A 21038-nucleotide genomic window follows, 5' to 3' on the forward strand; every position below is an offset into this window, starting at 1 on the left:
CTTCCGTGTTTCCCGACTCAGTCCCAGTACTCGACGGCGTCGCCGCGCTGATAAAACCCCGACACCGGCCGCTCGCCGTCGCCCCCGGGCGGCGAACCGGCCATCACACCCAGTCCGTTTACCTCGGGATAGATGAGCACGTCCGGCTCGTGCATCGTCGAGATAGCAAGATACCGCAGCGGTTCGTCACCGTCGTTCACGATTTGGTGTGCGCCCGAGGCGTCGGCCGGACAGGCGACGTACTCCCCCGGTTCGAGCGCCACGTCCTCGCGCTCCTCGCCGCGCCGGAGCGTCCCCTCGCCGGCGAGCACGTAGAACGCCTCCTCGTTTCCGGTGTGGTAGTGCAGCGGCCACGGTCGGTCGCCGGGGTCGAGTTCGTACAGCGAGCAGCCGAGGTCCTCACCGTCGCTCGCTGCGGCCAGTTTCTTCCGGCGAAACGCCGTCTCCTCGCCCTCGTGGTCGGTCCACTCGATATCGGCTTCGTTGACCATACGGGAGAGAATGACACACAGTTACTAAATTATCGCGAGCGGTCGTGGTGGCTGTGCTGTCACTGTGCGGGGAGCGTCGAACGAAACTGTGCGGCGAACGCCGGAGCCGGGAGCCGTAGGGCGCGCGGACCACCACGAGCCGACCGCAGGGAGGCTCGTGACGGGAGCACGCCCGCGCATATTTTCAACCAGTTTTTGCCTCGATGCGGGAACGCAGTTCCCGCAGGCCGTGCGAACGGGCGCATTGCGCCCGTGAGCAGAGAGCGAGCAGCCGGAGGCTGCGAGTGATGTGCAAAAAGTGGGGTCACATGAAGTCGCTGATGCTTCCCTGCTTGTTCTTGTCGTTCTCGAAGATGGACTCCAGTGAGCGTTCGAGAATCTTCAGCCGCTGTTTGGTGTACTCACGGCAGCCGAACTCCTCGGCCACGCGGATTGCCACGTCCATGTACTTGTTGACGGAGCCTTCGTGTACCGTGAGATTCACGCGCCCACCACACTCCCGGCAGTCGCCGGTCAGGGGCATCCGGCGGTACTTCTCGCCGCAGTCGAGACACCGCGTCTCCTGCCGGCTGAACGCGCGCAGATTCCCGATGAGATCCGGCAGGAAGTGGTACTCGATGACCCGTTCGGCCACGTCCGTCTCGTCGACAGCGCGGAGCTTCCGCGCCAGTTCGAGTTGCGCGTCCATCTTGTCCATCATGCTCCCGAGAGTCTTGTACGCCGAGAGGTCGGGGCCGAGCGCGATATCCGTCGTGTCGTGGGTGTGGTCGAAGCCGCTGTACTCGTCGGGCGTACCGAGGGTGTCCTCCGCAATCTGGATATCCACGTCGCCGGGGTCGGCCTGCTCGCGCGTCGCCTCGTAGAACTCCCGCGGATACCGGTCCACGATGTCCATGTTGTGCGCCTCGTCGTCGATTTCCGAGGGGTCGATGCGCGAGGACATCACCAGCGGCGCGTCCATCTGGCCGCCCCGCTGGTCGGGCAGATACTCCTTCGAGAAGTTCAGAAGACCGTCCATCAGGAGCATCACACAATCTTCGTCGCCGTCACACTGCGCGACGTACGTATCGTTCGCGACGAGCGTATGCGTGTCTGCAACCGTGAGGCAGTAGGTGTAGTCGGTGTCACTCTGAACGATTTCGACAGACGAGACGGTATCTGTCACGACACCACCATCAGCGACGGCAGTTCGGGAGGCTTCCGTGTAGTTACCTGATTGGTGTGTCGGAACAGCGAGAGTATCGCCGGCAGTAACCGTGCTTGCCTCGATTTTTTCCATGGCTCCATTCCACCGGCAGAGACGGTGGTCAGGAGTAACGGTCAGCGTTCGTCCCCCCTCGGTTTCGACACGAATCATGTGGTCGGGAGCCGGGTGTTTCGAGACAGCCTCAACCGGCTTCAGCGTCTCAGTTTCGTTATCGGTCACAGACGGAACGAACACGTCACCGTCGAGTTCCTGAACGAGCGTCCCGAAATCGTCCTCGCGGGCGGTCGCGGGGTCGAGCCGAGATTCGACGAACTCGTCGATACGACCGTGGTGCCACTCGTCACTCTCGTCACGGTACCACAGCTTCGTCTCGGGGTGGAAGCAGTTGCGGCGCTTCGCGGCGTGGAAGTACGGATGCGCGTAGCCGACGGCCGCGGAGGTGAAGCCGATGACGCGGCCGACGACGGCCGCCGAGGTGTGGGGAGCCATCCCGAAGACGAGTTCGCCGACGAGCTCCTCGCGGTCGTCGAGTTCGTAGAAGGCGTCCAGCCCGTAGTAGCGTTCGAGCAGGTCGTCGACGTAGTCGGCGGTGCGGAGCATGTGTTCGGCTGCACCGTCGGGGAGGACGATATCCTGCACCTGTAGCTCGACGAGTTGGTCGTCGTGGCGCAGCGGCTCGCCGTCGATGTCAGTCTCGTACCCCAGCTCCCGCAGCTGGTCGACGGTCACGTCGAGTTCCGCCGCCCGGACCGAGGTGACGGGGAGGTCGGTCATGTCGTAGCGGACGGTGCCGTCCTTGAACGACGACACGTCGTTTTTCGCGCGGAGAATCCCCTTTTCGAGCGGCTCGGGTATCTTGTGCGTCGAGGTGAGTCCCTTCACGCCTTTGAGGATATCGTAGGAGCCGGCGCGTTCACCGACCGCCTCGTGAGCGTCACGGAGTTCCTCGTTCAAATCGAGGTTGCGGTACTCGGTGGAGCGGGCGAGCGTCTCACACCGGGGACACTCGGCGCGGCCCGACTCGTCCGGCTCCACGTCGCGCTCACAGTCGGGACAGACGTAGTGTGGCTCCGTCCACGAGCCGCAGTCGCGACAGCGACCGCGGAAGGTGTCGTTGTCGCAGTCCGGACACCGGCGGCGCGCGACCTCCACGTCGACCTCGCCGGGGGAGGCGGCCGACACGTCGCGCTGTTTGGCCGCGCCGGTCACGTCGCGCTGGCTTCCCCCCGCCTCGCCGATGGGGAAGAGGGTGTGGACGGCCGGCGACATCTCGCGCTGTTCGGACTTCTCGGGGCGACCCATTCGGTTGCCGATGCGGGTGGGCGCTCGCTCTTGGAGGTCGAAGGGCGCGACCTCGGTCGCGGCGCGGTGGGCGTTCTCGCCGTCGGCCCACTCGCGCGCCTCGCGCGAGAGCGTTTCCCACGTCCGGTCGAGGTCGTCGGTCAGCCCGAGCGAGCGGACGAACGGGAGGGCGTCGGGAACGGAGACGGTCTCGTCGCCCTGCGTGTGCTCGACGACGAGCGTCTCGAGCGCGTCGGTGACCGCCTCGGTGTTCGGAAGGACGAGCGTCTGTGTGGCCGACGGCTCGGTCGGGGCTTCGAGCAGGCCGCCGTCGGCCTCGGCGAAGCGACCCGACTCCGCGACCGTCGCCGCCAGCGACTCGAACGCCTCGACGGAGAGGTCGTGCCAGAGGTAGGTGTAGGTCGGATGGAGCGGGGCGTCGAACTCGTCGGCCCACGCGAGCGCCTGCTCGGCGTCGGGGGAATCGAGGTCGACGGCGGGGTCGTCGGCGAGCGCCTGCACGTCCGCGCCCGCGGCCGCGAGGTCCTGTTGCCACCACTCGGCGACGTAGGAGGCCGGCACGAGCGGGTGATTGTTCTCCACGAACTCGCCGTAGTTGACGAGATACTCCCCCAGGTCGAGAATCTCGACGACGCCGTTGCGAACCTCCTTCGCCTCCGCCGGGTCGTCGATGCGGCGCACGTCGCCGTTGGCGAGTTTGACCGTCGGCCCCTCGATGGAGTCGACGGGAATGACACCGCCCGCCTTCCCCGGGCGTTCGGTCTTGATCTGTGTGCCGGTCGCGAGGAAGTCGTCGACGATGTGCATCGTCGCGGGGTGGACGCCGGCGGTCGCGAAGCCGTGATTTCTGGCGCGACCGTAGCGGAGTCGAAACCCGCCGCTCTCAGAGGGGTGACTGAACACCGGCCGCCCGGCGATGAGGTCACGCAGGAACTTCTGTGACGGCTCCGCGCGGGGAGGTCCGACTGGCTCGGGCTGGCCGTCACCGGCTTCGGCGTCCGATTGTCCGTCGTCGGTCTCGGTCTTGGTCTCGGCGTCGTCCCCGTCGGTTTCGTCTGGACTCGCCTCGTCCGTGTCCTCGTAGTAGGTGCCGTCGATGAGGTCCTGCAGCCACGGCCAGTCGATTTCGTCGAGCTGGCGGGTGTAGCGTTGAATCTTCGGGGCCTTGAGCGCGATTCCCTCGGCGAGCACGAGACACATCCCGCCGCGGGCGGAGTTGGTGTCGACGCGTTCGAGGTCGCGAAAGCCAGAGACCTCCTCGTCGCCCGTCGGCTCCCCGTCCAACATCACGGGCATGTGCTTGGCGATGAACTTCGTCTCCTTGTCCTTCGGCGTGTACTGGAGCCCGGTCTCCTTGTCGTAGAGGGCGATTTCCTCGGCGTAGCGTTCCGTCTCGTCGGTGCGGGCGTTGTACTCCTCGATGCCAAGCAGCGCGCGGGCGTAGTCGCCAACGAGGACGGACAGCGCCTGTGCCGTCCCGCCCGCGGACCGAATCGGGCCGGCGTAGTAGATGTTGATGAACTCCGTGCCGTCGTCGTTTTCCAGCAGTTCGACCCGGTCGATACCCTCGATCGGGGCCGCGACGACACCTTCGGTGAGGAGCGCGACGGCGGTTCGGACCGCCCCTTCCACTTTCCCGGCGCGGGAGTCGTAGTCGCCGACCGTCCCCTCGACGAAGTCCGTCACGAGTTCGAGGGCGGCCTCCTCGCGTGACATCTCGCCTTCGAGTTCGCGCACCCGTTCCGCGACCCCCTCGATACCAAGGATGTTCTCGACGCGGTCGGCCATATCCTTCGCGACCGGAATCTCCACCTCGGGCTTCGGGTCCTCGCCGCGCGTCTTGGCCTCCTCGGCCACGTCGAAGGCGGCATCGAGCTGTCGTTCGAGCTGTGCGAAGTACGCCTCGTCGTCCATCTACAGTGGCCAGAGGTCGAGGTCGGTCGTCTCGTCGTGCTCGCGCACGAGGTCCGCGTCGAACGCCCGGACGTACAGCTCGCCGGCAAAGACCGTCGCGCTGTTCAGGTGGCCGGCGACCGTCGTGCCGTCCTCGCGGGAACAGACCGCGTGGGTGTGGGCGAACGGCTCGCCGTCCAGCGTCGAGATGTTGCCGACGCAGGCGGCCACCTCCAGCGGCTCGTCGAAGTACTCGGGGTAGTACTCCTGGTCGTCCTGGTCGTAGAAGTAGAACTCGACGTCCTGCACCGCGCCGAGTCCCACGAAGAAGGCCGCGCCGATGTCCTCGGCGGCGGCGAACGTCTCGATCTGTGCGCGCCAGTCGCCGCCGTGGTCGAGCCCCGCGACGAACTCGCGTGTTCCTTCGAGTTCGCGGTAATCCATGTCCACAGCGAACACTCCTGCAGACTAAAGCCTACCGTGAGAACTGGTAGTTCCACTCGAAACGGAGGGGTCTGCGAGGAGCCGAGAGGCTCGGGGGACAGCACACAGGCTGGCCGGAACAGTTTAGCCTCCGCGCTAGAACGCCCAGTCATGTCAGGAGAGCGGCTGTACGACCGACTCGGCGGTCGGGAGGGAATCGCCGACGTGGTCGATGACTTCTACGCGCAGTTGGTCGGCGACGAGGAACTGGGCGAGTTCTTCGCCGACGCGAACATCAAGCGGCTCCGCGAGACGCAGACCGACTTCCTCTGTGAGGCGGCCGGCGGCCCGGAGACGTACGACGGCCCGCCAGTTCGGGAGGCACACCTCCACGTGCCGTTCACTCCCGAACACATCGACCGCGCCGTCGAGCTACTGTATCAGAGTCTCGAGGAACACGGCGTCCCGGACGAGGACGCCGACGCGGTGGTCGAGGCCGTGGCAGCGTATCAGGAGGAGCTGCTGGCCCGTCCCGAGGACGCGTAATCGTCGGTTCAGTTGTCGAAGCGCGCCTGAACGAACGGCTGTGCGTCCTCAACCTCGCCGATGCGGGAGTCCGACAACAGGACCGCCTCCGTCTCTTCGAGTGGGACCGACATCGAGATTTCCTTCGTGCGGCCGTACCGGCCCTTCGAGACGACGACCGCGTTGACGATACCCAGCATGTCGAGTTCGGAGATGAGGTCGGTGACGCGGCGCTGGGTGAGCACGTCGGCGTCGATTTCCTCACACAGCCGCTTGTAGATGTTGAACACCTCGCCGGTGTTGATGTTGTGAACGCCGTTCTTCTCGAGGAGGACCGTCGCGTACAAGACGAGTTTCGACTGCATCGGCAGGGTGCGGACCACCTCGACCACGCGGTCGAGTTCGATTTTCTCCTGTGCCTTGCGGACGTGTTCCTCGTGGACCTTCTCGGTGCGGTCGCGCTCGGCGAGTTCGCCGGCGGTTCGCAGGAGGTCGAGGGCGCGGCGCGCGTCACCGTGTTCCTGTGCGGCGAAGGCCGCACACAGCGGAATCACGTCGTCGCCCAGCGAGTCGGGTTTGAACGCGACCTCCGAGCGCTGCTGGAGGATGTCGCGCAGCTGGGTGGCGTCATAGGGTGGAAAGACGATCTCTTCCTCGCCGAGAGAGGATTTAACGCGAGGGTCGAGGAACTCGGTGAACTTCAGGTCGTTCGAGATACCCATGATGGAGACGCGGGAGTTGTCGAGCTGTGAGTTCATCCGCGAGAGATTGTACAGGGTGTCGTCGCCGGACTTCTCGACGAGCTTGTCGATTTCGTCGAGCATGATGACGACCACGCGCTCGTGGTAGTCGACGGCGTCGAAGAAGGTCTGGTAGACGCGGTCGGTGGGCCAGCCGGTCATGGGGGCCGGCTCGAACTCCTCGTAGTCGGTCTCCAGCTTCTCGATGCGGGCGTCGAGATCGTCGATGCTCTCGAAGGGACCCTCCGACACGTCGAGGTCGCTGGCGAGCACGGCCTCGACGGACGGGCCGTCGTCGAGGTCGTCGGTCGACTCCTCGTCGGTGCGGGCGTCGGCGGCACGCTCACGGAGGTCCCGCAGCGCGTCGAGCTTCTCCTCGACGAGCTGTTCGTTCTCGTCGATGAACTTGTTTGCGAGCTGTGTGAGCACGCGGTACTGGGTGTCGGTCACCTCACAGTTGATGTACTGGACCTCACAGGGCACCTCGTACTTCTTCGAGGTGGTCTCCAGCTCCTCGGAGACGAACTTCGCGCTCGCGGTCTTGCCCGTCCCGGTCTTCCCGTAGATGAGGATGTTGGAGGGGGTGTCCCCGCGGAGGGCGGTGACGAGGATGGTCGCCATGTTGTTGATCTGCTCCTCGCGGTGGGGGAGCTTGTGGGGAGTGTAGGAAGGGCGAAGCACCTCCTTGTTCTCGAAGATGGGTTCTCCCTCCAGCAGGTCGTCGAAGAGCCCCCGCGACGCCTCGTCCGGCTCGTCGGCCGGCTCGTCGAGGACGATATCGTCGAGGTCGATGTCGGCGGTGTCGATGGAATCGCGTCCGCCGGCGGCGTCGTCGCTGCTGTCGAGACCGAACTCCCCCGTCGTTTCGTCTGCGGGAGCCGGCTCTGTGGCGGGCGATTCCTCGTCCTCGGCGTCGGGAGTGTCGTCTGTCATAGTTGGGTCGTGACCCCGCTGTTTCGGGTGGAGTGCCGACGCGCGTGTCCTGACTTCCCCGTAGGGCCGGGCAAAGCCGGCTGTATCGGGGGTGCGTGCTGTCGGTAGGGGTCAGTGAGTGCAAACGAACCGGTGGTGGTACGACTATTAAGTATTACGGAGACAGCGTCGAAGAATGAGGGGTTACGGTGTCGAACACCAGCGTTGCGGGTGGAACGGCGGCCGCGCCAGCACATCTCAGTGGATCATAAAATCATCAACGACGACAGCGTAGCCGCGAAGGCGTCGGCTTCGACTCGAACAGCCGCTACAGCCACTCGGGAGTGACCGCTGAAGGGGCTTGCAGTGATAGAGAACGCGCAGAGTTACTAGAGGCGAAACGGTGCTTGCTAGGTGTCCCTAGGGATACTAGTACTCATGTAGGATACGGTGTGGTACTAGGAGTCTACCGTCGTTACGTCCGTCGGTTCTAGGAATGGGGGAGACGAGAGGGTCAAACCCCCACCCCGTCGTTTCGGGTGGAACACGAATCATACCCGGGGTGGGGGGGTCGGAACGCGTCGAACTAGGCCTAGACAAGCCGGTATCTTTAATATAGATACCGGGTAACCAGACCCGTACTAGACAAAGCGGTCTGTCGAGTGGGGTTGTGGTTGTTTCGTTGTGGCTATCGTCGTCTTCGTCGTTTAGGAGCCTTCTACTGCCGGTATCCTATTTCACCGCTATTCGCGGGTGGGGTGGGCAGCTGGCGGGTTCCACTCGAAACGAAGGGGTGGGGGTCGGCGGCCGGCTTCCCCGATCGGTTCGAACGTCGGGCGTGGCCGTCGACAGTTTCGTCTCACAGATTCGCTACGGAGTAGCGACATCCCTGCTGACTGTCCCTTTTGCTCTCGCCATCATCCATTCGAAGTCGTCCGCCGCTTGACCGACGAGCGACAGCCGCACGTCTGACAGCGCGCCGTGAACAAGCAGCTCGGGTGAGTGTCGAAAAGGGCCATCCCCACTCTCCGGGCGACCGCTTCGGGTCGACTCGGCTAGCGTGCGCGCCCGTGGTACAAGTACAGGGCACGAAAGTATACGGCACGAAAGTATACGAGCCGAAAGTACACAGGCCGAAAGTATACGAGCCGAAAGTACACAGGCCGAAAGTACACGAGACGAGAAGCGCCCGACCGGAACGGCTACGACGACTAGACGAGACGCGAGAACAGACCAGACGTGCAACCAGACGTAAGCGAAGGCGGTGAATCCGACGGAGAAACGACGCGCGCGGCTCTGGAACGTCGGGCACGTTCGACCGGAACACGGCCGACAGACCGCGGGCAGACGGCAGTTTGACACCTGTTGTCTGACACAAGCTTAAGTGCGCGTAGCGAAGTGATACGGACAGAGCGGCCCACGTCACAGACGGGCTGTCGGAGGAACGGATGGGACTACTCACCAATATCAAATCAAGCATCTCCACGGTGACGTCGAGTCTGTTCGCCGGGTCGGAGCCGAAGCGAATCGGTATCTATGGCCCGCCGAACGCAGGCAAGACGACACTCGCGAACCGTATCGCCCGCGACTGGACCGGCGACGCCATCGGTCCCGAGAGCCACGTGCCACACGAGACGCGCCGCGCTCGCCGCAAGGAGAACGTCGAAATCAAACGCGACGGCCGCACCGTCTCCATCGACATCGTCGACACGCCGGGTGTCACGACCAAAATCGACTACGAGGAGTTTCTCGAACACGACATCGAGAAGGAAGACGCCGTCCGCCGGTCCCGCGAGGCCACGGAGGGCGTCGCCGAGGCGATGCACTGGCTGCGTGAAGACGTCGACGGCGTCATCTACGTGCTCGACGCCACGACCGACCCGTTCACGCAGGTGAACACGATGCTCATCGGCATCATCGAGAGCCAAGACCTCCCGGTTCTCATTCTCGCCAACAAGACGGACCTCGAGGACGCGTCGGTCAAGCGCATCCGCGACGCGTTCCCCCAACACGAGACGATTCCGCTCTCCGCACTGGAGGGTGACAACATGGACGAAGTGTACGACAAAATCGCGGAGTACTTTGGATAATGCCCGAATCACAACGCTCCGACGACGGCGTCCAAATCGACATGATCAGCGCCGAGCGGATGGACGGACTCCGCACGATGGAGAAAATCCGGCTCATCCTCGACAGCGTCCACGAGGGGAACATCGTCATCCTGGAGAAGGGACTCGACCCCGACGAGGAGTCGAAGCTCATCGAGGTGACGATGTCCGAGATCTCGCCAGACGGCTTCACTGGCATCGAAATCGAGACCATCCCGACCGGCGAGGAGACCGGTCTGTTCGGGAAGCTGATTGGCAAATCCTCGAAGGGGAAACTGACGGTCATCGGGCCGGCAAACCGCATCGAGACGCTGCACAAAGACGAGAACCTCATCAGCACCCTCATCCACGACCAGTAGATGCCCCACCAGTGCACCGCCTGTGGCTACACGTTCGCCGACGGCTCGAAGGAGATGCTCGGCGGCTGTCCCGAGTGTGGCGGCAACAAGTTCCAGTTCCAGCCCGACGGCCAGGGGTTCGACGACCCCGAAGAGTCTGACAACCCGCCCGAGTCGGCCGACCCCGGCGGTACCGCGTCCACGGTCGGACGCGCCGCGACGAAGGTCCGTGATTTCGTCTCCGGAGATGAACGCCCCGACGAGCGCGACAACCCCGACGACTCCGGCGACGCCACTCCCGGGGACTCCGACGACGCCGCTCCCGAGGACGACCGGACGGATGCGCCCTCACCCGGCGAGCCGACGGATACGACTCCACCGAGCGCGTCGACTACTACCCCGACGGACGAATCGACTACTACGTCGACGGACGACTCCACCCGAAACGAGGGGGAATCGACGCCGGCGACCGGGGCAGACGCCGACGACGGGGACATGCCGAGTGCCGACGCTCCGTGGCCCGATTCCTCCGACGCGGCCGATCCCATCCGACGCGGTGGGCTCAACGAGGACGGTTCGGCCGCTGTCGACGACGCTACTCAGGACGATTCGGACGCGACACCAACTGCGACCGCCGACGAGACAGCCGAGACCGCGGCCGACCCGACCGTCGACGAGTCGACCCCGGACGAACCCACTTCCCAGGAGTCCGACACCGACGCCGACATCATCGACGCTGACGCTGCTATGGAGTCCGACAGCGAGGACCGCGCACAGGCGAGTGCTCGCTCGGACATCGTCTCCGACGAGGAGCTTCCCGACGCCGGCGGGACAGACGACACCGAAGCGACAGATTCTATCGAACAGTCGACCGACCGCGCCGAACAGTCGGTCGACGGCTCCGAACAACCGACCGACCGCCCGGAACAGCCGGACGAGGCCGACGGATTGGTCGACGGCGACGACCGTCCCAGTCCGTCCGACGGTCGAGTCGTCTCCGAGCCGAGCGAGGACGAGACGGACATGGCCGAGCTTCGCGAACAGCTCAACGACCAGTTCGAGTCCATCAAAATCGTCGAGCCGGGCCAGTACGAGCTGAACCTGATGGAGCTGTACGACCGCGACGAGTACATCATCGCGCTGCGCGAGAACGGCCGGTACGTCATCCAGATGCCCGAGGAGTGGCTCGGCGACCGCGACATCGGCGAGTAGCGCCCGCTTTCTGCTCTGTCTCCCTCGCCCCGCGCCGCGTGCGGGAACTGAAGACTTTAACCACTCGCACGCAGAGTCTCGACATAATGAGTGATGCTACGAAGGTCGTCTTGGGTACCGTCGGCGTCGCCGCGCTCGCCTCGCTCGCGGTCATCGCCGTCCTCGTCGCCTGAGGATTCCCGATGTTCACCGACCACGAGTTGGACTCGACGCTCGCTGCCGTCCGTGAGCAGCACGCACCCGGAGCGGTCGTGCTCGACGCCGAACAGGACTTCGAGACGCTCGACCCGGCCGTCGCAGAGCAGTTGGGGCTGCGCGCGGACAGCCTCGACTTATTCGAGTACGACCCGCGTTGGGTGCCCGAAGACGCGCCCGACGCCTTACACGAACTCGCGAGCGACGCGTTCACCGTCGGCGCGCCCGGCGACGGCGGCGTGACGTGGACCCGCCAGACCGACCCGCCGTTCGTCTTCATCAAACCGCGGACCACCGGCTCGCCGGACGCGTTCGTCGACTTTCTCGTCGCGACGGCGCTCGTCGAAATCGGGACCGGCGTTCCGGAGCAGTTCTTCGGCTTCTTCGGCGCGCGCTACCGCGAGTTCGCCGAGCGGTCGCCGCTGTCGCCGGTCGACACCTACCAGCTCGCGGCCGCGCTGTACGAGGCGTACAAGGGCGTCCACACGCGGGATATCTTCGCCGGCTGGGAAGACGAGCATCCGGACCTCTACGCCCAGTGGGTCGACGCCGGCGAGCGGCTGAAGCCGCGACTCGACAGCCTCTCGACGGAGCTCGCACAGAATCAGACGAGCTTCGCGGCGGCGGCCGAACTCGCGTGTGCGGCGGTCAAACACGCCGGAGACGGCGGTATCGAGCTACCGGCTCCGTTCAGCGCGCTCGCGACGGAGGCGTACGCCGACCACGGGAGCGAGTACGCACTCCAGTGGGCGACGCGAACGTTCGACGCGCTGGGCGTCGAAGACTAGAAATCGGCGGTGACGGTGCCGTCCTCGCTCAACTCGATGACGGCCTCGAAGAGGTCGCGGTAGCCGGCGACCACGTCGGCGTCGTGGACCTCCTCCGCGAGGTGGAACAGGCCGACGGCGTCGTACTCGACGAGCAGGTCGAGAATCGCCTCCACCGCCTCGCGGGCGTTCTCCTCGTCGGCGTAGTAGGCGAGTTCCGTGATGGAATCGAAGGAGACGCGAAGCTTCCCCTCGTGATTTTCGAGGAACCACTCCACCTTCTGGACGAGGGCGTCGGTGTCGTCGGGGGCGGAGATGTAGTGGACGCTCTCGGAGGTGCGCCGCGAGTAGCCACGCTCCACGGAGAGCGTGTCGAGGATGTCAGTCGTCTCGCGGTCCACCTCGTAGTAGTCGAGCTTCTGTGCCACCTCGCGTGCGGTGGTTCTGGTGGAGACGACGAGCCGGTGGTCCGTGTCGGTCTTCAGGAAGTCGGTGTCGATACGGTCCGTCTCTCCCGTCGACGGGTGGACGAGCAGGATGCCAGTTCCACCGGAAATCGTCGCGGGTGCGTTCTCGATAGCGAGGTCGTACTCCATACCCTCCGTGGGAGTGGCTCCGTCTTAAATCTCGAAGGTCCGCCACAACGGTTTTCGCCCGGCGGTCGTACTCTCTCGCGTGAACGAACAGCGACAGCGGGCGCTCGGTGTGTGGTCGATGCTGGTCGTCGCCTTCCTCGTCGTCGGTGGCGTCCTCGCCGCACGGAACGCGTTCGACCCGGCGTTCGTCGCGCTCTACTGGAGTCCAATCGCCGGAGCCGCGCTCGTCGGGATTCTCCCGCGCCCGTGGGAGGCGCTGCCGGCCTGAGTCAGAAGACCGTATCGGCCGTCGCCGCCCCGACGACGGAGAAGATCGCGCCGATGGCGATGGCGCGCGCGCCGGCCGCGAGCTGGTCACCCGCCTCGACGCCGAACTCGGCGAAGAACGTCCCCGGCGCGTCGAACACGAGTGCAAGAATGGCGACCGAGCCGAACGAAACGAGCATGAGCGAGACGAACCGAACCGGAACGCCGGCCACCTCCCGCTCGCGGTCGGGGTCGCGGTCGCTGTCGGCCTTGTACAGTGCGCCGTAGCCGATGGCGAAGACGAGAAACACCGCGAGCGCGCCCTGAAGCGCGCTCATCTCGCTGGCGAGTTGCCACACCTCCGCCGTGACGACGAACGGGCCGGCGAGCAGGAAGCCGCCGACAACCTGCTGGGCGATATCGGTGAGTCGGAACCGCCGGCGCGAACTGACCATACTCTGAGTCACCGTCGGCCGGCTAAAATCCAGCGTTCCCCCCGAACGCACGGCTGAAGTGGACTCCCGCCCTCGCGCCGGTATGAGCGTCAGCGACGAGTTCGATGCGTGGGCCGCCGACGGCCGGGACAAGGGAATGGAGGAGCGCCACTGGCACACCGCGAAACACGTCCTCTCGCGGATGCCCGTCGAGGCCGGCGACACCGTCCTCGACTTGGGGACGGGCAGCGGCTACCCGCTGCGCGCGCTCGCGGACACGAAGGATATCGGTCGCGGCTACGGACTCGACGGCGCGCCGGAGATGGCACGCAACGCCCGCGAGTACACCCGCGAGGCCGGCCACGACAACATCGGCTTCGTCGTCGGCGACTTCGGTTCGCTCCCCTTCGCCGACGACAGTATCGACCACGTCGTCACGATGGAGGCGTTCTACTACAGCAGCGACCCACGGGAAACGCTCCGGGAGGTCGCCCGCGTGCTCCGACCGGGCGGCACCTTCCACTGTGCCGTGAACTACTACGAGGAGAACGTCCACAGCCACGAGTGGCAGGAGAACATCGCTATCGACATGACACGCTGGGACGCGAGCGAGTACCGCGCGGCGTTCCGCGAGGCCGGCCTCGCCGTCGCCACGCAGGACAACATCGCCGACGAGGAGATCGAAATTCCACCCGCAGCCCACTTCCCGACCGACGACTGGGAGTCGCGCGAGGCGATGGTCGAACGGTATCGCACCTACGGCACCCTGCTCACCGTCGGCGTCGCCTGATTCGCTCCTAACTGTCTCGCCCGACGCTCTCGGCTACGCGTCCGGCAGCTTCTCGCCCGCCTCGATCGGCACGTCGAGCCAGTTTTCCTCCGGGGGGAGCGGGCACGCGAACGCGTCGTTGTACGCGCAGAAGGGGTGGTACGCGAGGTTGAAATCCAAGACGACGGTGTCCGCGGCCGTCACCTCGCCGTCGACCTCGAACTCCATGTATCGGCCCGCCCCGTACGTCTGCTGGCCGGTCGTCTTGTCGCGGAACGGAACGAACAGCGAGTCGCCATCCTGATTCACGCCGCTGTACGCGACGAGCGTTCGCTCCTCGCCGGCGAGTTCGAAGGTGAGCCGGGCGACGCGCTCGTATTCCTGTTCGGTCTCGACGGTCGTCTCCATCGTGATGGTGTCGTCGCTGTCGATGGGGTCGATGTTCGCCTCGACGCGGTAGGCCGGGTCCGGCTCGAAGTAGGACAGCCCGTCGAAGGCGTCGCGCTGGTCTTCCGGTATCGGCGACTGGCGCTCCGTCGCGAAGAAGTCGTCTTTGTGGTCGCGGTGCCCCTCGAGTTCGGCTCGCCACTGCTGTTCGTCGAAGTTCGTGCTCATGGATTCGGGTTCGGTTCGTGGACTGAAGGCTGTTGTGACCGACTCGAAGCCGATTACTTCGGCATCCTTGCCGTCGTGAGCTGTTTGAATGCCTCGGAGGTATGTGTTTCTGAGTTTGGCTCCGTCGGTGAGTACGGCTTCAAAGCCCCGGGCGTGTCGCGGTCGCTCCGTGACATATCGGTCGCTCGCGTTGCTCGCTCCCGATAGTGGTCACGGAGCCGACCACGCGGACGCGACACGCCCGTCTGGGCAAGACGCTGCGCGTCTTGCTGACCCTGAAGTCTGCCACGGCAGACTTCAGGACCCCTTTCAGTCCCCCCGACAGTACCGTCCACGAGCCTCCCCAACCGACTCACTCACTGCGTTCGCTCGTCCACTGTCAGAGCACGCTCTGACAAGCCGTCGCTCGGTGCCCTCGCGACGACCTCGCGCTGACTCGCGCGACAAGCGCGCTCGGGCCACGCCACCGCACTGCGTCGCTCGATTGAGCAGCCAAGGCGGTGGCCTGACGCACCGCTCGCCGTGCGAGCGTGTGCGTCGTGGGGAAAGGTTGGTGCGGTCGCGGTGCGGTTTCCCCTGAGCCAAGCACCGAGGGTGGTCGCGGTGCTGTCGAACTCATCGTAACCAACACCGTGCCGGTCCCGAGACCAAGCAATGAGAGTGGTCGCGGGATTATCGAGGTCGAACGAAACACCACCGCACCAGCGAAAGTTCCCCGAACACCACAATCCAGCCCACACAGTCGGAACCGCTAACTGACGCAGGGTCACAGACACGAACAATCAGATGCAGCTACCCGACGCCGCGGTCGCCCTGCTCGAATCCGCGAGCGCGACCGACGCCAAATCAATCGAACAGCTCGCCACCGACACCGACGAGAAACCCGAGACGCTCACCGGGGCCGCCTTCGACCTCGAAGCCGACGGGCTCGTCGCCATCGAGGAACGCGTCGAGGTGTCGCTCGAACTCACCGACGAGGGGGAACAGTACCGCGCGCACGGGCTCCCGGAGCTTCGACTCTACCGCGCCGCGGCCGACGCCGGCGCAGCAGACGACCCCGTCCCGATGGGACAGGTCGTCGGTGCCTCCGGACTCGAAGGCCCCGAAGTCGATATCGCTCTGATGAACTTCGCGCGCAAGGGGCTCGGCTCCATCGACTCGGGCGAACTGTCCGTGAACGCCGACGCAGAGGTCGATTCCGACGCCGAGCGCGCGGCGCTCGATGCTATCGCGGACGACGACGCCGACGGTCTCGACGACGACACCGTCGACCGACTCGTCGAGCGCGGACTCGTGGAACGGCGCGAGCAGACCAACCGGTTCGTCACGCTCACCGACGACGGCGTGACGGCGCTCATGGAAGGCGTCGAGACGGCAGCGACGGTCGGCCAGCTCACGCCGGAGCTGCTCACCTCCGGCGAGTGGGAGGACGTGGAGTTCGCCGAGTACAACGTCGAGGCCGACGCCGAACCCGTCACCGGCGGGAAGACGCACATCCTGCGACAGACAGCCGAGTCGGTGAAGGACACCCTCGTCGGGATGGGGTTCCAGGAGATGCAGGGGCCACACGCCGACGCCGACTTCTGGATCAACGACGCGCTGTTCATGCCCCAGGACCACCCCGCGCGCACCCACTGGGACCGGTTCACCCTCGACACCGACCCGATGACGGACCTCCCGGACGACCTCGTGGGTCGGGTGGAGGACGCCCACCGCAACGGCGTTGGTCCCGACGGCGAAGGGTATCACTCGCCGTGGTCGCGTGAGTTCGCCGAGGAGGTCGCGCTCCGGGGTCACACCACCTCGCTGTCGATGCGGTATCTCTCGGGCGAGGAAATCGGCGACCTCGAGCCGCCACAGCGGTTCTTCTCCGTCGAGAAGGTGTATCGCAACGACACCCTCGACGCGACGCATCTGCTGGAGTTCTTCCAAATCGAGGGGTGGGTGATGGCCGAAGACCTCTCCGTGCGCGATTTGATGGGCACCTTCGAGGAGTTCTACGCCCAGTTCGGGATTACGGACATCGAGTTCAAGCCCCACTACAATCCGTACACGGAACCGAGCTTCGAGCTGTTCGGTACCCATCCGACGACGGGTGAAATCGTCGAAATCGGGAACTCGGGTATCTTCCGCGAGGAGGTGCTCTCGCCGCTGGGCGTCGAGTGTGACGTGATGGCGTGGGGACTCGCGCTCGAACGACTCCTGATGCTCATGTACGGGTTCGAGGATATCCGCGACGTACACGGGACCTTGTGTGACCTCGACCTGCTGCGGAACGTGGAGGTGCTCGCGTAATGCCCGTCGTCGAAATCGACCCCGACGAGCTACGAGAGTTGGCGGGCCACGACAAGTCGGACGAGGAGCTGCAATCGGACCTGTTCGGACTCGGCCTGGAGTTCGAAGGCGAAACCGAAGACGGGGAGTTCCAGTTGGAGTTCGCTCCCGACCGCCTCGACCGGCTCTCCGTCGAGGGTATCGCGCGGTCGCTCCGCTACCAGTACGGCGACGTGCGCGGCGTCTACGTCCCCTCGACGAACGACGCCGAGTGGCGCGTCGAGGTGGAGGACGTGCCAGAGGACCGACCGTACGTGACCGCCGCGGTCGTCCGCGGCGTCGACATGACGGAGGGGAAACTGGAGTCGCTCATCCAGCTACAGGAGAAACTCCACGCGACGATGGGGCGCAAGCGCGCGAAGGGCGCAATCGGCGTCCACGACCTCGCGATGGTGAAAGGCGGAGCCTTCGAGGGTGACGACCGCGGGAAGACCATCACCTATACTGGTATCGACCCGGACGGCGACAGTTTCGTGCCGCTCGATGCCGACACGGAGATGACGCCCGCAGACGTGCTCGAGGACCACCCCGTCGGCGAGACGTACGCCGACCTCGTCGCAGAGTACGAGAGCTACCCGGCGATTTACGACGATATCGGGCTGTTCTCGTTCCCGCCGGTCATCAACGGAAAGCGGACGGAGGTCGACGAGGGGTCGCGCGACCTCCTCGTCGAGATGACGGGCACCGACCAGTGGACCATCGACCGGATGCTCGCCATCGTCTGTTACGCGCTCGACGCCCGCGGCGGCCGCATCGAGGAGGTCGACATCGCCTACCCGGACCGCGAGACGGTTCGCCCGGACCTCCAGACGCGGACGAAGTCGGTCGCACACGACCGCATCGAGTCGACGCTGGGTATCGACCTCGCGGTCGAGGAGACCATCGACCTGTTCGAGCGGTCGGGACTCGGCGTCGAACACGACGACGGGAGCTACGAGGTGGAGATTCCGCCCTACCGGACGGACGTGCTCCACCCGATGGACCTGGTGGACGACGTGGGTCGCGCCTACGGCTTCAACGACCTCGAACCGCGGTATCCCGACGTGTCGACGGTCGGGGGCCGCCACGACCGCTCGAAGTTGGAGCGGGCCGCCCGCGAGACGCTCGTCGGACTCGGCTTCGAGGACCTGTTGAACTTCCACATGATCTCCGAGCGGGAGAACTACGAGCGGATGGGCGTCGACCCCGGAAGTGACGCCTTCGGCGGGCAACGTCCGGTCCACATTGAGGGACCGTACAGCGAGGACTACACGATGCTCCGGACGTGGGCGCTCCCGTCGCTCGCGATGGTCCTAGAGAACAACACCCACCGGGCGTATCCGCAGGACATCGCCGAGGTCGGCTTCGCGGCCGCGCGCGACGACGCGGAATCGAGCGGCGTCGCGGAACGGCGCACGGTCGCGGGCGCGCTCGCACGCGCGGACTCGTCGTACGAGGACGCGAAGGCACGACTCCAGACGATCGCTCGAAACTTCGGCGTCGAGCTGGAGACGCCGGCGACGACACACCCCTCCTTTATCGACGGCCGCGCGGCGTCGGTCGTCATCGACGGGGAGCCGGTCGGGGTCGTGGGCGAACTCCACCCCCGCGTGCTCGTCGAACACGACCTCGAAGTGCCGGTCACGGCCTTCGAGTTCGACCTCACGGCGCTCCGTTAAGCGAGGTCAGCGCCGACCGCGTCCTCGATAGAATCGAAACCGTCACGCTCCAACAGGTCGAGCAGCCCCTGATTGATGTCGCGCGCGACCGTCGGTCCCTCGTAGACGAGGGCGGTGTACAGTTGGACCACGCTCGCGCCCGCGCGAATCTTCTCGTAGGCTCCTTCCGCGTCGGCGATACCGCCGACGCCGACGACGGGCACGTCGGTCCGTTCCGCGACGAACCGTATCATCTCCGTGGCTTCGCCCTCGATCGGTGCACCGGAAAGCCCGCCTTCCTGTACCGACTTCGGCGATTCGAGCGACGCGGGGCGGCGAACGCTCGTGTTCGTCGCGACGACGCCGTCCAGGCCGAGGTCGTTCACCACGTCGAGTGCCGACTCGACGGCCTCGGGGGCGAGGTCGGGCGAGAGCTTGAGGAGCAGGGGAGAGGCCCCGGCATCCTGGAGGGTGGAGAGAATCTCCTCGAGCGGGTCGCGGTCCTGTAGCTCGCGGAGTCCGGGCGTGTTCGGGGAAGAGACGTTCACCACGAAGTAGTCGCCGCCCGCGCGCGTGCGCTCGAAGGAGTAGAGGTAATCGTCGGCCGCCTCCGCCAACGGCGTGGACTTCGACTTCCCGATGTTGACGCCGACCGGAACATCCACGTCGGTGTCGGCGAGCCGCGGGCCGATGGTGTCCGCGCCGTGGTTGTTGAAGCCCATGCGGTTGACGATGGCGCGGTCCTCGCGGAGTCGGAACATTCGGGGTCTGGAGTTTCCCGGCTGCCGTTCGGCGGTGACGCCGCCGACCTCGAGGTGGCCGAAGCCGAGCGCGGCGAGAGCGGGCGGAATCTCGGCGTTCTTATCGAAGCCCGCCGCGACGCCCACCGGGTTCGGGAAGGTCTGGTCGAACGCCTCGACTTCGAGCCGCGAGTCGGTGACGGTGAGCCGGTCCGCGACGGGGTCGACGAGCCGCGTCTCCTGTCCGTATTCGAGGACGGCGTGACCGAGCCGGTGGGCGGTCTCGGCCGGGAGCGCGAACAGCGCCGGCTTCACGAGGTCGTAGAGGTTCACGAATGTATGCGAGAGACGGAGCGAGAAAGGCGATGCGGTCGTTAAAAGTCGTGTTCGACGTCGTCGGTGTCCGCCTTCTGGATGATTATCTTCCCGTCGCGAACCCGGACGAACACCTCGTCTCCGATGTCAAGTCCGGCGACGGCGAGCTCGTCCTCGTGGAGATTCACGTGGACGTTGTGGTACTCGCCGTTCTCGTCTTTGGCGCCACTCGGAGAGAGCTTCTTCTTGCGAACCATCGCGGTGTTGGCTGTGATTCCCGCCACGAGACACATAAGTGTACCGTGGTCGCGCACGGTCGGTGCTGTCCGTGTCTCCGTCCCCGGTGGTCGGCTCCGATACCACCGCGAGAATCGGGTGCTGTCACCCGATTCCGGGGATACGCTTAAGATACACCCTGTTCACATCTCACATGGAGGTAACAACTATGGCAGACGACAAGCGGAACTTCGCACTGCGCGAGTCGAGCGGCGAGGAAAGTAGTGTCTTCTCCGGACGCACCCCGCGACAGGCTGCCCTCAAGGCTGCCCGTCGGCTCACGCCGGCCAGCAGCGAGGACGCGGCCGACCGCACGGAGCTGCGGCTGCGCGAGAAGGGAACGACCAAGGTACACATCTACGAGGGCTGGGCCTGGGAGGAGAACGCTCCCGATGATAAGCCCGACTGGATGCCCGACGATATCACGGAGGCGAACGTCTCCAAGCAGGGTATCGAGCATCTCGACGAGATCTAGTGCGGCTCTCTTTCTCCGTGGAATCACGACACGTATAGACCGTCCGCGCGTACAGACGTGTGCGCGGCACTCATCCGGCCCGACCGACCGTGCGAGCGTGGGATGAGGGTCCGACCTCCAGCCGCGCGACACTCTACACGGCGAGCCGCGGCTATCTTGCCCTGTTGTACACACATCGGGTGGCGTGAAACCGCATGACGTGGCGGGGTCGAGACGACGGGGTTAAGTGTACAACTCCCATCAAATGAAATGTGAACGACGTGGCGCAGGCCGCCGAGGCCTGCCCCGCTCGCTGACCACCGTTTCGGTGGTCCGCGGTCCGACTCGGTCGGGTCGCGAAGACAAGCTCGATTCGACGCCCTTATACGTAACAGGCGACTCGGGTTGGATAAGAGGTCGCCCCGCCTTCGGCGGGAAACGGCCCTACTCCAATCCGACGCCCTTATGTACGAACGGCCGCTCGAATTGGATACGCTCGCACCCATCTC

Annotated in this window: 20 protein-coding genes; 11 read left to right on the forward strand and 9 right to left on the reverse strand. The window is 65.4% G+C overall.

Features of this window, described 5'->3' with window-relative positions; genetic code table 11:
* Positions 1–17: 17 nt before the first annotated feature.
* From DM818_RS06070 to DM818_RS06080, 3 genes are all read right to left on the reverse strand, one after another.
* Positions 18–491 (reverse strand): cupin domain-containing protein, encoded by a 474-nt coding sequence (locus DM818_RS06070; RefSeq protein WP_123123597.1) that lies wholly within the window; start codon positions 489–491, stop codon positions 18–20.
* 304 nt (positions 492–795) lie between these two features.
* Complete coding sequence (locus DM818_RS06075) at positions 796–4914, reverse strand: DNA-directed DNA polymerase II large subunit (protein WP_153952446.1); 4119 nt, start codon at positions 4912–4914, stop codon at positions 796–798.
* Positions 4915–5337 (reverse strand): PPC domain-containing DNA-binding protein, encoded by a 423-nt coding sequence (locus DM818_RS06080; protein WP_123123596.1) that lies wholly within the window; start codon positions 5335–5337, stop codon positions 4915–4917.
* A 150-nt stretch (positions 5338–5487) separates the two neighbouring features.
* Between DM818_RS06080 and DM818_RS06085 the strand changes: the two genes are divergently transcribed.
* On the forward strand, positions 5488–5862 hold the full coding sequence (locus DM818_RS06085; RefSeq protein ID WP_075937614.1) for a group I truncated hemoglobin: 375 nt from the start codon (positions 5488–5490) through the stop codon (positions 5860–5862).
* Between the two features lie 8 nt (positions 5863–5870).
* Here DM818_RS06085 and DM818_RS06090 read toward each other — a convergent pair whose 3' ends face one another.
* Complete coding sequence (locus tag DM818_RS06090; protein WP_075937613.1) at positions 5871–7514, reverse strand: Cdc6/Cdc18 family protein; 1644 nt, start codon at positions 7512–7514, stop codon at positions 5871–5873.
* A 1427-nt stretch (positions 7515–8941) separates the two neighbouring features.
* On the opposite strand from DM818_RS06090, the gene DM818_RS06095 reads away from it, so the two are divergent.
* From DM818_RS06095 to DM818_RS06110, 5 genes are read left to right on the forward strand one after another with little or no spacing between them, the layout of a single operon-like run.
* Entirely contained in the window at positions 8942–9583 is a 642-nt protein-coding gene (locus DM818_RS06095) for an Era-like GTP-binding protein (RefSeq protein ID WP_075937612.1), read from the forward strand.
* On the forward strand, positions 9583–9960 hold the full coding sequence (locus DM818_RS06100; protein ID WP_075937611.1) for a DUF2073 domain-containing protein: 378 nt from the start codon (positions 9583–9585) through the stop codon (positions 9958–9960). The genes DM818_RS06095 and DM818_RS06100 overlap by 1 nt, the downstream gene beginning before the upstream one ends.
* On the forward strand, positions 9961–11151 hold the full coding sequence (locus DM818_RS15140; protein ID WP_075937610.1) for an OapC/ArvC family zinc-ribbon domain-containing protein: 1191 nt from the start codon (positions 9961–9963) through the stop codon (positions 11149–11151).
* A gap of 38 nt (positions 11152–11189) precedes the next feature.
* Positions 11190–11324 (forward strand): hypothetical protein, encoded by a 135-nt coding sequence (locus DM818_RS15290; RefSeq protein WP_268891812.1) that lies wholly within the window; start codon positions 11190–11192, stop codon positions 11322–11324.
* A 9-nt stretch (positions 11325–11333) separates the two neighbouring features.
* Positions 11334–12134 (forward strand): DUF7089 family protein, encoded by an 801-nt coding sequence (locus DM818_RS06110; protein WP_075937609.1) that lies wholly within the window; start codon positions 11334–11336, stop codon positions 12132–12134.
* Here DM818_RS06110 and DM818_RS06115 read toward each other — a convergent pair.
* Positions 12131–12709, reverse strand: a complete 579-nt coding sequence (locus DM818_RS06115; RefSeq protein ID WP_075937608.1) for a DUF7090 family protein — start codon at positions 12707–12709, stop codon at positions 12131–12133. The two genes, DM818_RS06110 and DM818_RS06115, sit on opposite strands and share 4 nt — an antisense overlap.
* Before the next feature lie 79 nt (positions 12710–12788).
* Between DM818_RS06115 and DM818_RS06120 the strand changes: the two genes are divergently transcribed.
* The gene (locus tag DM818_RS06120) at positions 12789–12977 is read left to right on the forward strand and encodes a hypothetical protein (RefSeq protein WP_075937607.1); all 189 of its coding nucleotides are present in this window, start codon (positions 12789–12791) and stop codon (positions 12975–12977) included.
* A 1-nt stretch (position 12978) separates the two neighbouring features.
* On the opposite strand, the gene DM818_RS06125 is transcribed toward DM818_RS06120, so the two are convergent.
* Positions 12979–13410 (reverse strand): DUF2391 family protein, encoded by a 432-nt coding sequence (locus tag DM818_RS06125; RefSeq protein WP_075937606.1) that lies wholly within the window; start codon positions 13408–13410, stop codon positions 12979–12981.
* An 82-nt stretch (positions 13411–13492) separates the two neighbouring features.
* On the opposite strand from DM818_RS06125, the gene DM818_RS06130 reads away from it, so the two are divergent.
* Entirely contained in the window at positions 13493–14179 is a 687-nt protein-coding gene (locus DM818_RS06130; protein ID WP_075937605.1) for a class I SAM-dependent methyltransferase, read from the forward strand.
* Positions 14180–14212: 33 nt separating this feature from the next.
* Here the strand turns inward: DM818_RS06130 and DM818_RS06135 are convergent, their stop codons facing one another.
* Positions 14213–14773, reverse strand: a complete 561-nt coding sequence (locus DM818_RS06135; RefSeq protein WP_075937604.1) for a DUF1684 domain-containing protein — start codon at positions 14771–14773, stop codon at positions 14213–14215.
* 786 nt (positions 14774–15559) lie between these two features.
* Here DM818_RS06135 and pheS point away from each other — a divergent pair.
* Together pheS and pheT are read left to right on the forward strand one after the other, a co-directional pair.
* Complete coding sequence (gene pheS, locus DM818_RS06140; protein WP_153952447.1) at positions 15560–17068, forward strand: phenylalanine--tRNA ligase subunit alpha; 1509 nt, start codon at positions 15560–15562, stop codon at positions 17066–17068.
* Positions 17068–18765, forward strand: a complete 1698-nt coding sequence (gene pheT / locus DM818_RS06145) for a phenylalanine--tRNA ligase subunit beta (RefSeq protein WP_153952448.1) — start codon at positions 17068–17070, stop codon at positions 18763–18765. The genes pheS and pheT overlap by 1 nt, the downstream gene beginning before the upstream one ends.
* On the opposite strand, the gene DM818_RS06150 is transcribed toward pheT, so the two are convergent.
* Complete coding sequence (locus DM818_RS06150; protein WP_153952449.1) at positions 18762–19817, reverse strand: quinone-dependent dihydroorotate dehydrogenase; 1056 nt, start codon at positions 19815–19817, stop codon at positions 18762–18764. The two genes, pheT and DM818_RS06150, sit on opposite strands and share 4 nt — an antisense overlap.
* Positions 19818–19858: 41 nt before the next feature.
* Positions 19859–20056 (reverse strand): hypothetical protein, encoded by a 198-nt coding sequence (locus DM818_RS06155; RefSeq protein WP_075937600.1) that lies wholly within the window; start codon positions 20054–20056, stop codon positions 19859–19861.
* 173 nt (positions 20057–20229) lie between these two features.
* On the opposite strand from DM818_RS06155, the gene DM818_RS06160 reads away from it, so the two are divergent.
* Positions 20230–20550, forward strand: coding sequence for a non-histone chromosomal MC1 family protein (locus DM818_RS06160; protein ID WP_172977293.1), 321 nt, complete (start codon positions 20230–20232; stop codon positions 20548–20550).
* The last annotated feature ends 488 nt before the right edge of the window (positions 20551–21038 follow it).

It is taken from the genome of Halosegnis longus, assembly GCF_009663395.1.
In the GTDB taxonomy this organism is placed as follows: Archaea; Halobacteriota; Halobacteria; order Halobacteriales; family Haloarculaceae; genus Halosegnis; species Halosegnis longus.